Below are 13,102 nucleotides of genomic sequence, written 5' to 3' on the forward strand. Positions count from 1 at the left end.
GGCGTCGAGTGTGAACCTGTGGCGCGGCTTTCGCTAAATTCGCGCCCTGACTACACGCTGAAAGCCCCCATTACACACTCGATTTCCGCGAGTCCAGGGCACGACGCACTCGTTGCAGGATAGCGGCGGGATGGTCGCCTGCGATCACCCGGATGACGATCCAACCCAGGCGCTCTAGTGCCTCAAGCCGATGGATGTCCTTGCGGTACTGCAGCGGATCGGTCCGATGGTGTTCGCCGTCGTACTCGACGGCAACCATGCAATCTTCCCAGCCCATGTCGACGAAATATGTCTCTTTGTCGGCTATCACCGGGATCTGGGTCCGCGGCGGCGGCAACCCGGCGTCGATGAGAAGCAGCCGCAGGTAGGTTTCCCGCGGCGACTGTGCCCCCGCATCGACAAATCCGAGCGCCGTCTCGAGCCTTCGCAAACCACGCGCACCGGGATGGCGGCCGGCGACGGACATAACGTTGTCGAGCTTGAGACCCGTTGCGCGGGCAAGTGCATCGAGTCGGGCAACCGCGATGCGATGCTGCCCGCGGCGGCCGATGTCGAACGCGGTGCGCTCCGGTGTGGTGACCGACAGCCCGCCGGCGACGGTAACTTCACCGTCGAGCAGCACGTCGCGGCGGGTCTGCACGCCGCGTGGTGGACGAGTGTTGGCATAAATGAGCTCGATGGTGGTGTCGTCATCGATCCAATTGGCGCCGTGCAGCGCAGCGGCGGCCAGCCCGGCGATGGTCGCCTCGCGCCTGGCCCACAGCCAGGCCGCCGCAATTCTGCGCTCGAGCGACAGCTGAGTGTGCTTGCACAGGTAGACGTTCGGAAACACCAGCCGGTGTCGCGTCCTGAGCTGGTGCCGGTTCAGATGACCGCATGCCAACGCCTCGGTGCCGATGAACGGCTCTGCCATGTTCGGCCGCACGGCTGAAGGGTCACACGCCAACGCCGGCCGCGTTTCCCACTGTCCACAGGATGGTTACCGGCTTGCGCACAGCTAACACACAGCTGAGCGCTCCACAATTCGCCTATGGCTGGCCAGTCGGACCGGTGGATTACCACCGCCCGCGTTTTGCGCCGGTCCGGGTTCGGGGTGACTGGCGCTCAGGTCGACGCCGTGGCAGGCCAGCAGTGGGCCAGCTATCTCGAGGCCGCTCTGACTGCGGATCCCAACGCCGACCCGGGCGCGGTAGCGACACCAATGCCGAAGCTGCCCACCCTGCGCCGCCCCGGCAAGGGAGCGCCGGTGGCCGACCGGAAAGAGTTCAACCGCCGGCTCGCCGAGCAGATGACCGAGCTCTCGCAATGGTGGCTGCGTCGGATGATAGCGGTGCAGCAGCCCATCCACGAAAAGCTGACCTTGCTGTGGCACAACCACTTTGCCACTTCGGCCCAGAAAGTCAGAGTTGCCGCGCACATGTCTGCGCAAAACCAGAAACTGCGCAACCTGGCACTCGGTGATTTCCGCTCGCTTGCTTATGCCATGTTGACCGACGCCGCGATGCTGCGCTGGCTGGACGGGCAGAGCAATACGGCTAAGGCCCCAAACGAAAACCTTGCCCGTGAGTTCATGGAGTTGTTCACGCTCGGTCATGGCGGTGGCTACACCGAAGACGATGTGCGGGAGGGTGCCCGTGCGCTGACCGGGTGGGCCGTCCGGCCCGACGGCCAAACATCGCTGCTGCCCAGCCGTCACGACCACACGGCCAAAACGCTATTCGGCGTCACTGGAAATTTCGACGCGGCCGGATTCTCCGACATCGTGCTGGCCCAGCCGAAGTCGGCGCAATTCGTCGCCACCCGGCTGTGGCACCAGCTCGCGTCTGACACACCGCCCTCGCCCCAAGCGCTCGACCGATTGATCACCGCCTATGGCCCCTCCCGCAACCTAGGCGCGCTGACCCGGGCAATCCTGACCGACGACGAATTCATCCGTAGCCGGGCGGGCATCGTCAACACGCCGGTCGAATGGCTGGTCGGGGTAATCCGTACGCTGGCCGTCCCCGTCGACACGCCAGGACGGCTGAAGATGGTCAACGCCACGCTGCGCGGGCTGGGTCAGCGACCCTTCTATCCGCCCGATGTCGGCGGGTGGCCGCATGGCCGGGTCTGGATGTCGACCGCCAGCGCCGACGCGCGGATGCGCGCGGCGAGCCAACTGGCACGCGCTGGCGACCTGTCCAGCCTCGAAGACACTGCTGCTCACGACCGGATCGATGCGGTCGGTTACCTGATCGGAGTCGGGGCGTGGTCGGACCGAACCGTCGCAGCCCTGCAACCGTTGGTGCGCAGGCCGGTTCAGTTGGTCGCTGCGGCCGTCAATACGCCCGAATATCTGACGTCTTAGCGAGTGCCGATGCCTGGATACAGTCGCCGCAAGTTCTTGATCGCCAGCGCGGGCCTCGGTGCGGCCGGCCTGCTGTCGGGTGCTTGCGCCGTCAGCTGGTCTGACCTGATGCGGGAGGCCAAGCAGCGACCTTTGGCCGAGGGCAGCGGAGTGCTGGTGATTCTCACACTCTACGGCGGCAACGACGGCATCAACACCGTAATCCCCTACGCCGACAACGCTTATCATGATGCCCGGCCAGAACTGGCCTATCCCCCAGGCGATGTGCTGGCCCTCGACAGCCAGCTCGGGCTGAATCCGGCGCTCAAAGGCCTGGCGCAGCAATGGACGAACCGAAAGCTGGCGATCGTGCGCGGTGTGAGCTATCCGCGGCCTGACCGCAGCCACTTCAGGTCGATGGATATCTGGCAGACCGCCTCCCCGGCCGAACCGGTCACAACCGGTTGGATCGGCCGCTGGCTGGATGCCACTGGAAACGACCCGCTGCGGGCCGTCAACATCGGCGCGGTGTTGCCGCCGCTGGCAGTTGGTGAAAAGTGCACAGCGGCAGCACTTTCGCCGACGCAAAAGCCCGAGTCGGCGGATGAGCTCGCCGCGACGATAGATGCACTCGGCGCCGACGACCCCAATGACACGCCAGCGATGGCAGCGGTTTGTGACGCCTACCGGGCCACCCGCACCACCGATACTGTCTTCGGCGCGATCAAACCCTCTGGCGGCGAACATAACTCGCTGGCCAGCCAACTGAGCATGGTGGCAGCAGCAGTTCAAGCAGCGGCGCCGACCCGGGTGTACGCGGTCCAATTGGGCGGATTCGACACGCATGCCGACGAACGGGATACCCAGCAGCGTCTGCTGCAGACCTTCGACGAAGCCGTGAGCCCGTTCCTGCAGCAGATGGCCGGTGACCGGCATGGCAAAAACGTCGTCGTGTTGGCGTATTCGGAATTCGGACGACGGGTTGCGGCCAACGCCTCGCAGGGCACCGACCACGGCACCGCCGGCCCGGTGTTCGTCGCCGGAGCTACGGTCAAGGGCGGCTTCTACGGCGACGAACCCAGCCTCACCGACCTCGACAACGGGGACCTCAGAGCGACCACGGACTTTCGCGACGTCTACTACGAGCTGCTGTCGCGGACGCTGCAGACCGATCCCACACCGTCGGTAGGGACGGGTCGCCGCAGCCTCGGCTTCCTCTGAGCACAACCTAGCCTGCTGGTCGCTATATATGGTTAATATACCTATGTAGGTAAACATTACTACTTTTGCCGAAATGCTCGCAATTAGCGCCTTTCGCACCTATGCTGCCGAACATCCAGTCCCAGGGGGAGGAGCGAAATGATCTTCAAGCAGTATTTCCTGGAGTCCCTGTCCCAGCTGTCCTACCTGATCGGCGATACGACCTCGGGTCGCGCGGTCGTGGTCGACCCGCACCGCGACGTCGCCGCCTATCGGCATGACGCCGAAAAACACGGCCTGCGCATCGAGCGGGTTATCGAAACCCACTGCCACGCCGACTTTCTCTCCGGCCACCTCGAACTCGCTGCGACCGGTGCCGCGATCTGCTTCGGCGAGGGCGCTACAACCGATTACCCGATCGAACTGCTCCACGACGGCCAGCGGCTCGATCTCGGCGACGTCGCACTGGAGATCCGGGCGACGCCGGGGCACACCCCGGAATCGATCAGCATCGTGGTCTACGAACACCACGACTGTGCGGCGCCCTACGGCGTGCTGACCGGGGACACCCTGCTCGTCGGTGATGTCGGCCGGCCCGACCTATCCTCGACCGCCGGCGGTTCCAGTACCGAGATGGCGCGCCAGCTTTACCACTCGGTGTGCGACAAACTGCTGACGCTGCCGGATGAGACCCGAGTTTTTCCCGCCCACGGCGCGGGCTCCGCGTGCGCACGTCACCTGTTGGCCGACACCTCATCCACCATCGGCGAACAACGGCGGACCAACCACGCACTGGCGCTGCGCGACGAGGCGGAGTTCGTCGCCGCGGTGACAACCGGTCAGCCACCGGCACCGCCGTACTTCTCCTTCGCGTCACACCGCAACCGCGAGCGGCGCCCCCTGCTCGACAAGGTAAGTCCGCCGCTGCCAGTGTCTTTCACCGAACTGTGCGTACTGCGATCCGCGGGCGTGGTGGTGCTCGACGCGCGCGAGCCGGCAGAATTCGCGGCCGGCCATTTGCGCGGATCAATAAACGTCGGCCTTGACGGCCGGTTCGCCGAATATGTCGGCAGCGTGCTGCGCCCAAACCAGCGAGTCGCACTGGTATGCCCGCAAGGCAGAGAACTCGAGGCCACGATGCAGCTCAGGCTGATCGGCTACGACAACGTATTTGGCTATCTCGACAACCCCCGAGGTGCGTTCATCGAGTACGCCAATGCAATCGAGTGCAGTTCACGGCTTACGGCGACCGAACTGGCGGCACGCCGGGCGGATGCACCAGAGTCGGTGCTGGTCGACGTGCGCAATCCCGGTGAGCTAGCCAACGGCGTGATCCCAGGCGCGATACATATACCGCTGACCAGGCTCGTGCAGGGGGCCTGCGAATTGGACCGCACCTACCCGACCACCGTCTACTGCGCCGCCGGCTACCGCTCGATGATCGCGGCGAGCTGGTTGACAGCCACCGGCTTTGTCGACGTTTCTGACCTGTTGGGCGGATACGCTGCGTGGGCGGCAATGCCGGTCCTCGAAGCTGTTCCCGCGTCATGACTACTGAGCTGACCGCGCCTGCCGTCGACGCAGAGGCCTACCGCCAGGCCGTCGACGCCGGCCTGCTCGTCCACACCACCGACCCCCTCAACGCCGAAACACCGCTGCCCGCCCTGATTGACACGAACGTCCCACCGGCCCAACAGTTTTACGTGCGTAACCACTTCCCCATCCCCGATCTCGACGCCGCGCACTGGCGGCTCACCGTCGGCGGCCGCACCCTGCGCCGCAGGACCTACAGCCTGGAGCAGTTGTGTGCCCTGCCCTCCCACACGCGGCTGGTGACGTTGGAGTGCGCGGGAAATAACCGCTCGGCATTCTCCCCACCGGTGCCGGGAGCACAGTGGGGTTTCGGCGCCGCCGGCACTGCTGCGTGGACCGGTGTTCCGGTGACCGACGTCCTCGATCACGCCGGCCTGGCATCCGACGCGTGCGAGGTGGTGTTCCGCGGCGGGGACTGCGGGCACGTGGACGGACACACCGAAACCACCTTCTTTGAGCGCAGTCTCACCGTGGGCGATATCGCCGACTGCGGCGCCTTGCTGGCCTACGCGATGAATGGCGCGCCGCTGCCACGCCAGCACGGTTATCCGCTACGCCTAGTCGTTCCCGGGTGGTACGGAATGGCGTCGGTCAAGTGGTTGACCGATATCGAGGTGCTCGACCGGAGGTTCGACGGCCATTTCCAGACCGAGAAATACCGCTATGAATGGTTGCGCGACGGCCAGGTCATCGCCGAACCGGTTGGGCGGCAACGGGTCCGCGCGGTCATTACTGAACCAGTTGCCGGACAACGGCTTACCCGCGGTGACGTGACGATCAGAGGCATCGCCTGGTCCGGGCTGGCACCGATCTCAGAAGTCTGGGTCAGCGTAGGCGAGCGCCCGTGGCAGCAAGCCCGCCTGGTGGGCCCTCCGGTGCGCGACGCCTGGCGGCGGTGGGAACTGCACGTCGCTGTGGATCAGCCGGGAACGGCAACGGTCCGCGCTCGCGCCGTCGACCGCACCGGCCGCATTCAACCCGAGCAATCCCACTGGAATAGGTTGGGATACGGCGCAAATGGCGTGCAGGCGGCCACGATCCACCTCAGCTAGATTGCCCGCACGCAGTCGCGGGCAATCGCCAGCTCTTCATTGGTAGGGATCACCAGTATGGCGACCGGCGAGGCATCGGTGGAAATCCGCCGGGCTTCCTTGGCGGACTGCGCATTTCGCTGCTTATCGATCTCGATACCCAGTTCCGCCAGTCCGGTCAGCGCGTCGCGGCGCACCGATGCGACATGCTCGCCGATACCCGCGGTGAAGCTCACCACGTCGGTGCGCCCCAGAACCGCCAGGTAAGCACCGACATACTTCCGCAGCCGATGGATGAACACGTCGTAAGCCAATTGCGCTGACTTGTCACCGGATTCGATCATCTCGTGCAATCGGCGAAAGTCCCGCTCACCGGCCAGGCCCAGCAGTCCGGACCGCGCATTGAGCATCGACTCCACCTCGTCCACGCCCATCTGCGCGGCGCGGCACAGGTAGCCGATGACACCCGGGTCGATGTCGCCGCTACGGGTCCCCATCACCAGACCTTCCAACGGTGTCAACCCCATCGACGTGTCCACCGCCCGGCCCGCCGCGATCGCCGACGCCGATGCGCCGTTACCCAGATGCAGCACAATCTGATTCAGGTCTTTCAGCGGCCTGTCCAGGAACGCCGCGGCCTGCTCGCTGACATACTGGTGCGACGTACCGTGAAATCCATATCGGCGGATCTGCCACTTACGCGCCAGGTCACGGTCGACGGCGTACGTCGCCGCCGCTGCGGGCAGATCGTGAAAGAACGCCGTGTCGAATACCGCGACGTGCGGCACGTCCGACAGCATCTTGCGGGCCACCTCGATGCCCTGTAGCGCGGGCGGATTGTGCAGTGGCGCCAACACGGACAACTGCTTGAGGTCGCCGATGACCGCGTCGTCGATCACCGTCGGCTGGTAAAACGACGCTCCGCCGTGCACGACCCGGTGGCCAACTGCCGCCAGCCCGCAATCCTGCAAATCGATACCGGCCTTCGACAACTGGCCAAACGCCGTCCGCAGTGCCGCATCATGATCGGCAACCGGCGACGACGGTTCGCCGATCCGATCGATGATGCCATCGGCTAACGACCGACCCGAATCCGGCTGAATCAGCTGATATTTCAGCGACGACGAGCCGGAGTTGATCACCAGCACCGTGCGGTCAGCCATTGCCGTCCTGGGCCTGGATAGCGGTAATCGCGACGGTGTTGACGATGTCTTCGACCAGCGCGCCACGCGACAGGTCGTTGACCGGCTTGTTCAAACCTTGCAGCACCGGACCGATGGCGATCGCCCCCGCGCTGCGCTGCACCGCCTTGTAGGCGTTGTTTCCGGAATTGAGGTCGGGGAAGATCAGCACCGTGGCCCGGCCGGCGACCGGCGAATCTCGCAGCTTGGTGGCTGCCACCGATGGCTCGACCGCGGCGTCGTATTGGATCGGACCCTCGACCAGTAGCTCCGGGGCCCGGTTGCGCACCAATCCGGTTGCTTCCCTGACCTTGTCGACATCTGCGCCCGTGCCGGATTCACCGGTGGAGTAGGACAGCATCGCCACCCGCGGCTCGATGCCGAATTGTGCCGCGGTGCGCGCAGAGCTGATGGCGATATCGGCCAACTGGTCGACCGTCGGGTCGCGGACTATTGCGCAGTCGCCGTACGCCAGCACCTGATCCGGCAGGCACATCAGGAAAATGCTGCTGACCGTAGAGATACCTTCCGCTGTCCCGATGATCTCGAAAGCTGGGCGGACCGTGTGCGCCGTCGTGTGTGCAGCGCCGGACACCATTCCGTCAACCATGCCGTTGTGCACCAGCATGGTCCCGAAATAGGACACGTCGTGGATGATCTCCCGGGCCTGCTCGACGGTGACGCCCTTCTTGGCGCGCAGCTGCGCGTACTGCTCGGCGAATTGGTCGCACAGCTCGCTGGTGCGCGGATCGAACACCGTGGCGTCGTCCAGGTTGACGCCGAGTTCGGCAGCGCGACCGCGGATCTGGCTTTCATCGCCCAGGATGGTCAGGTCGGCGATATCGCGCTGTAGCAGCCGGCCGGCGGAGCGGAGAATTCGATCGTCGTCACCCTCTGGCAGCACGATGTGCTTGCGACTCGAGCGGGCCCGCTCGCGCAGCTGGTAGGTGAACATCTGTGGCGTGGTCACCTTGGGGATCGGAATTGCCAACTGCACCAACAGGTCCCCGAGATCGACGTGATGTTCCATCAGCTGCAGCGCGGTATCGATCTTGCGCTGCGACGACGTGGTCACCCGGCCGCGCGCCGACGCTACCGCGCTGGCCGTGTCGAAGGTGCCCAGCTTGGTAGCGACGATTGGCAACCGTAGCCGCAGACCGGCCACCAGTGCCGCGATCGACCGATGCAACTCGAACCCGCCGTTGAGAATGATGCACGACAGCGACGGAAACCCTTCGGCCGCATGGGCGCTGGCGACAGCCAGCACGACGTCGGAGCGGTCACCGGGCGTGACCACCGCGACCCCATCACGCAGCCGCTCCAATACATGGTCGGCCGTCATTCCGGCGACAACCACGCCCATCGCTTCACGGTTCATCAGCGCGGTGTCGCCGCTGACCAGCGTTCCGTTCACCGCGGTCTGCAGGTCGGCTACCGTCGGCGCCACCAGCAGCGGTTCGTCGGGCAGGACGTAGGTCCTCGGGCCGAGCGGGCGCAATGCCTCGGCGACTGTGGCCAATTGCGACGGCTCGCAGCGGTTGGCCACCACGGCCGCAGTATGTGCGTGCTGGGCATTCAGCTCGGCCAGGCACACCTCGACGACCCGGGCGACTTGCTCGGCACTGCGTCCCTTGGCCCGCACCGCAAGTAGCACCGGTGCACCGAGGTTGACCGCGATGCGGGCGTTGACACTCAGCTCGGCGGGGCTGGTGACGTCGCTGTAGTCGCTGCCGACGACGACGACGGCGTCGCACTCGGCGGCCATCGCGTGATAGCGCTCGACGATGTCGTCGATCGCGGCGTCACGATCGGCGTGCAGCTGCTGGTAGGTCACCCCGATGCAGCGCTCGTAGGCCAGGCCCGCGGTGGTCTGCGCCAGCAGCAGATCCAGGATGTAGTCCCGATCGCCGGGTCGTGTAATCGGCCGGAACACACCGACTTTCGCCACCGTCGCAGCCAGCCGATGCAGGATCCCCAGCGCAATCGTCGACTTGCCGGTTTCCGCCTCGGGAGCGGCGACGTAAATCGCTGAGGGCTCAGGCAAGTCGGCGCAGCCTGGGCGCGAGATCCTTTTCGAAGAGTTCCAGGAATCGGCGCTGGTCGTGGCCGGGCGCGTGGAACACCAGGTGATTGAGGCCCCAGTCGATGTAGTCCTTCACCTTCGCGACCGCCTCGTCTGGATCCGATGCCACGATCCAGCGCTTGGCGACCTGTTCGATCGGCAACTCGTTGGCGGCCTTCTCCATCTCGAGCGGGTCGTGAATGCTGGTCTTCTGTTCGGCGGTCAGTGACAGCGGCGCCCAGAATCGGGTGTTCTCCAGCGCCAGATCCGCGTCGGTGTCGTAGGAGATCTTGATTTCGATCATCCGGTCGATCTCGTCGGGATTCTTGCCCGCCGCCTCCGCACCCTCCCTCATAGCGGGGATTAGCTTGTCTTTGTACAGCTCCTCGCCCTTGCCGGAGGTGCAGATGAAGCCGTCGCCGGCGCGGCCCGCGTACTTGGCCACTTGGGGTCCTCCCGCTGCGATGTAGATCGGGATGCCGCCCTCGGGCACGTCGTAAATCGAAGCCCCCTTGGTGTGGTAGTACTCACCCTCGAAGTCGACCCGGTCGCCCAGCCACAACTCGCGCATCAGCCGCACTGACTCGCGCAGCCGGGCGTAACGCTCCTTGAATTCCGGCCAGTCGCCCTCGTATCCGGTCGCGATCTCGTTGAGCGACTCCCCGGTGCCGACACCGAGAAAGATGCGATCGGGGTAGAGACACCCCATGGTGGCGAAGGCCTGCGCGATGACGGCCGGGTTGTACCGGAATGTCGGGGTGAGCACGGAGGTACCCAACTGGAGCCGTTTGGTGCGTTCCCCGACGGCGGTCATCCAGGCCAGCGAGAACGGGGCATGCCCGCCCTCATGTCGCCACGGCTGGAAGTGATCACTGACCGTCGCGCTGTCCATGCCGTGACCTTCAGCTGCGACAGCCAGCTCGACGAGCTCACGCGGTGCGAATTGTTCGGCGGACGCCTTATATCCCAGTTTGAGTTCAGCCACGCTGTCGTTTCTACTCCTATACCTGGTGCCTAAACTCTCCGACATGGCACCGGTGCTGAAGGTCGTCACCGAGACCGTGCATCTCGCCCAGGGCGGGGCGGTCAACTGGCTGCTGGTCACCGACGACAGCGGGGTCATGCTGATCGACGCCGGATATCCGGGTGACCGCGACGACGTGCTGGCCTCGTTAGGGCAGCTGGGATACCGGGCCGGCGACGTGCGGGCCATCCTGCTCACCCATGCCCACATCGACCACATGGGCTCGGCGATCTGGTTCGCCAAGACCCACGACACCCCGGTGTATTGCCATCCCGACGAGGTCGGCCACACCAAGCGGGAGTACCTGGAACAGGCCTCGCCGCTCGATATCGCTCTGCGCATTTGGCGGCCACGGTGGGCGCTGTGGGCCACCCACGTGGTGCGCAACGGCGGTCTGATCCGTGACGGCATCCCGACCGCACAGCCGCTGACCGCCGAGGTGGCGGCGCAGTTGCCGGGTCACCCGATGGCCATCCCCACTCCCGGTCACACCGGCGGTCATTGTTCGTATCTGGTCGACGGCATATTGGCCAGCGGCGACGCGCTGATCACCGGGCACCCGCTGCTGGGGCACCGCGGGCCGCAACTGCTACCTGCGGTGTTCAGCCACGACCAGGACGGCTGCATCCGCAGCCTGGCGGCGCTGGCGCTGTTGGACACCGAAGTTCTGGTGCCCGGACACGGCGACGTGTGGCGGGGCCCGATCCGCGCAGCCACCGCTGAAGCGACCGCGTTAGCGCAATAAAGCGGGTGCTGACGTCACAATTCGATCACGTTGCATGTCACGAATACCTAAGACCCGAACGCGTTCTTTAAGAAAATCCCGCCGCTCTGATCGAATACTTACCGAAATCCGCCTCATCTGAGACTCCCTTCACATCAGAGCGCTGAAACGCTTCTCCTGCACCAACTTCCGCTGTCAGACGTCCGCGTACCTTGGGCCGTGTGCCTTGGGGGATCGGCAACCCCCTGATCAATCTGCGTCTTGAAGGAAACAAACAATGATGAAATTCAGTGGTACGACCATGCGCCGGCACGCCGCCGGTTGCGGTCTCCTCGCCGGACTTGCTGCCACGGTGATCGCGGCGCCGACCGCCTCCGCGGCGCCGGACTGTAGTCCGGCCGCGGTGGCCAACACGGTCAGCTCGGTGACGGGATCGGCGACCCAGTACCTCAACAATCACCCGGGCGCCAACGCGGTCGTCACGGCAGCGAGGAACGAGCCTCGGGGGCAAGCTGCGTCGGATCTGCGGAGCTATTTCACCGCACACCCGCAGGAGTACTACGACTTGCGCGGCATTCTGTCGCCCATCGGTGACACCCAGCGCCAGTGCAACACCTCGGTGCTGTCGCCCGATCTGGAGTCGGCCTACAACGAGTTCATGGCCGGCTAGACGGTGACCGTCAGCCCTACCTGACCCCGCCCGGGCCAGGTAGGGCTGACGCGTTGAATGGGTACTCGGTGAGGCATGGCCAATAACGACAGTTTCCAAGCGAGCGCCGAGCGCATTTACCACGACTGGGACAAGGCACTGAGCAATGACGATGTCGAGGGACTGCTTGCGCTCTATGCTCCCGACGCCATCTTGGAGAGTCCGGCGGTACCGCTAACGATGGGCACCGAAACCGGCGTGTGCCGCGGGCACGACGAATTGCGACCGCTGCTCGAGCAAGTGGCAGCGCGCAAACCGCCCCTACGCACCTACTACCGGACCGGCTTCCTGACCGATGGCGAGCGAACAATGATCTTCGAGTATCCGCGCGCTACACCAGACGGTGAGCAGATGGACTTCGTCGAGGTCATGGAGATCGTCAACGGGCTCATCCAGCGTCACTGCGTCTACTGGGGCTGGCGCGGCGTCAAGGTCATCCAAGACGACGCATACCACAAGTAATCCGTCAGCTGGTCAACCCGAGATGCTCGCGCAGGGTGTGGCCGCTGTATTCGGTGCGAAACGCGCCACGCTCCTGCAATAGCGGCACTACTTGGTCGACGAAGTCGTCCAAGCCGTGCGGGGTCAGGTGCGGCACCAGAATGAATCCGTCGCAAGCGTCGGCCTGCACGTAGCGGTCGATCTCGTCGGCGATATGCGCGGCGGTGCCGACGAACTGCTCACGGCTGGTGACAGCGATGACGAGCTCGCGGATCGACAGCTTCTCGGCCTCGGCGCGCTCGCGAAACCTGCGGGCCACCGCGATCGGGTCGCCGTGCCGGACGCGGCCCTGGGTGATGCCGGTATCGCCGGTCGGGTCGACGTCGGGCAGCGGCCCATCAGGGTCGTAGTCGGAAAGGTCACGGCCCCACACCTGCTCGAGCATCGCGATCGCCGTCGCGCCGCTGACCTGCTGGTGACGAATATGCACCGCTTTGTCCGCAGCCTCCTCGGCGGTGTCGCCGAGGACAAACGTCGCGGCCGGAAAGACCTTGAGCTGGTCGGGATCTCGTCCATAGGAGGCCGCGCGGCCCTTCACGTCGGCGTAGTAGCGCTGCCCGTCTTCTAGAGATCCGTGCAGGGTGAACAGCGCGTCGGCGTGCCGGGCGCCGAACGAACGGCCGTCGTCGGAGTCGCCGGCTTGCAACAACACCGGATGTCCCTGCGGCCCGGCCGGTAGCGTCGCCAGTCCGCGCACGTCGAATTGGGTGCTGTGATGTTCGACGGTCCCGATGCGTCCCGGGTCGACATA

General features: G+C 65.2%; 12 protein-coding genes. 7 read left to right on the forward strand and 5 right to left on the reverse strand.

All coding sequences use genetic code 11. The features are described from left to right. Positions 1-70: 70 nt before the first annotated feature. Positions 71-913, reverse strand: coding sequence for an endonuclease domain-containing protein (locus tag WB785_RS13795; RefSeq protein WP_424079901.1), 843 nt, complete (start codon positions 911-913; stop codon positions 71-73). 117 nt (positions 914-1,030) lie between these two features. On the opposite strand from WB785_RS13795, the gene WB785_RS13800 reads away from it, so the two are divergent. The 4 genes from WB785_RS13800 (at position 1,031) to WB785_RS13815 (ending at position 6,171) form a co-directional block, all read left to right on the forward strand. Next, positions 1,031-2,347, forward strand: a complete 1,317-nt coding sequence (locus WB785_RS13800) for a DUF1800 domain-containing protein (protein WP_424079902.1) — start codon at positions 1,031-1,033, stop codon at positions 2,345-2,347. A 9-nt stretch (positions 2,348-2,356) separates the two neighbouring features. Then, entirely contained in the window at positions 2,357-3,547 is a 1,191-nt protein-coding gene (locus WB785_RS13805; protein ID WP_424079903.1) for a DUF1501 domain-containing protein, read from the forward strand. Positions 3,548-3,685: 138 nt separating this feature from the next. After that, complete coding sequence (locus WB785_RS13810; protein ID WP_424079904.1) at positions 3,686-5,077, forward strand: MBL fold metallo-hydrolase; 1,392 nt, start codon at positions 3,686-3,688, stop codon at positions 5,075-5,077. Beyond that, the gene (locus WB785_RS13815; protein WP_424079905.1) at positions 5,074-6,171 is read left to right on the forward strand and encodes a sulfite oxidase; all 1,098 of its coding nucleotides are present in this window, start codon (positions 5,074-5,076) and stop codon (positions 6,169-6,171) included. Before WB785_RS13810 ends, WB785_RS13815 begins: the two co-directional genes overlap by 4 nt. Here the strand turns inward: WB785_RS13815 and WB785_RS13820 are convergent. From WB785_RS13820 to fgd, 3 genes are read right to left on the reverse strand one after another with little or no spacing between them, the layout of a single operon-like run. Then, positions 6,168-7,313 carry an acetate kinase gene (locus tag WB785_RS13820; RefSeq protein ID WP_424079906.1) on the reverse strand — a complete coding sequence of 382 codons (1,146 nt, stop codon included), beginning with the start codon at positions 7,311-7,313 and terminating at the stop codon, positions 6,168-6,170. The genes WB785_RS13815 and WB785_RS13820 overlap by 4 nt on opposite strands. Then, positions 7,306-9,375 (reverse strand): phosphate acetyltransferase, encoded by a 2,070-nt coding sequence (pta, locus tag WB785_RS13825; RefSeq protein WP_424079907.1) that lies wholly within the window; start codon positions 9,373-9,375, stop codon positions 7,306-7,308. The genes WB785_RS13820 and pta overlap by 8 nt, the downstream gene beginning before the upstream one ends. Continuing rightward, a complete protein-coding gene (gene fgd, locus WB785_RS13830; protein WP_424079908.1) occupies positions 9,368-10,378 on the reverse strand; it encodes a glucose-6-phosphate dehydrogenase (coenzyme-F420) in 1,011 nt (336 codons plus the stop codon). The genes pta and fgd overlap by 8 nt, the downstream gene beginning before the upstream one ends. 43 nt (positions 10,379-10,421) lie before the next feature. Here fgd and WB785_RS13835 point away from each other — a divergent pair, with 43 nt between their 5' ends. The 3 genes from WB785_RS13835 (at position 10,422) to WB785_RS13845 (ending at position 12,312) form a co-directional block, all read left to right on the forward strand. Continuing rightward, the gene (locus WB785_RS13835; RefSeq protein WP_424079909.1) at positions 10,422-11,162 is read left to right on the forward strand and encodes an MBL fold metallo-hydrolase; all 741 of its coding nucleotides are present in this window, start codon (positions 10,422-10,424) and stop codon (positions 11,160-11,162) included. A 259-nt stretch (positions 11,163-11,421) separates the two neighbouring features. Then, complete coding sequence (locus tag WB785_RS13840; protein ID WP_424079912.1) at positions 11,422-11,811, forward strand: heme-binding protein; 390 nt, start codon at positions 11,422-11,424, stop codon at positions 11,809-11,811. Positions 11,812-11,886: 75 nt separating this feature from the next. After that, positions 11,887-12,312 (forward strand): nuclear transport factor 2 family protein, encoded by a 426-nt coding sequence (locus tag WB785_RS13845; RefSeq protein ID WP_424079910.1) that lies wholly within the window; start codon positions 11,887-11,889, stop codon positions 12,310-12,312. 4 nt (positions 12,313-12,316) lie between these two features. On the opposite strand, the gene WB785_RS13850 is transcribed toward WB785_RS13845, so the two are convergent. Continuing rightward, on the reverse strand, positions 12,317-13,102 hold a 786-nt coding region (locus WB785_RS13850; RefSeq protein ID WP_424079911.1), incomplete at its 5' end, for an LLM class flavin-dependent oxidoreductase.

Origin of the sequence: Mycobacterium sp., from assembly GCF_049585075.1 — a bacterium.
Lineage (GTDB): Bacteria > Actinomycetota > Actinomycetes > Mycobacteriales > Mycobacteriaceae > Mycobacterium.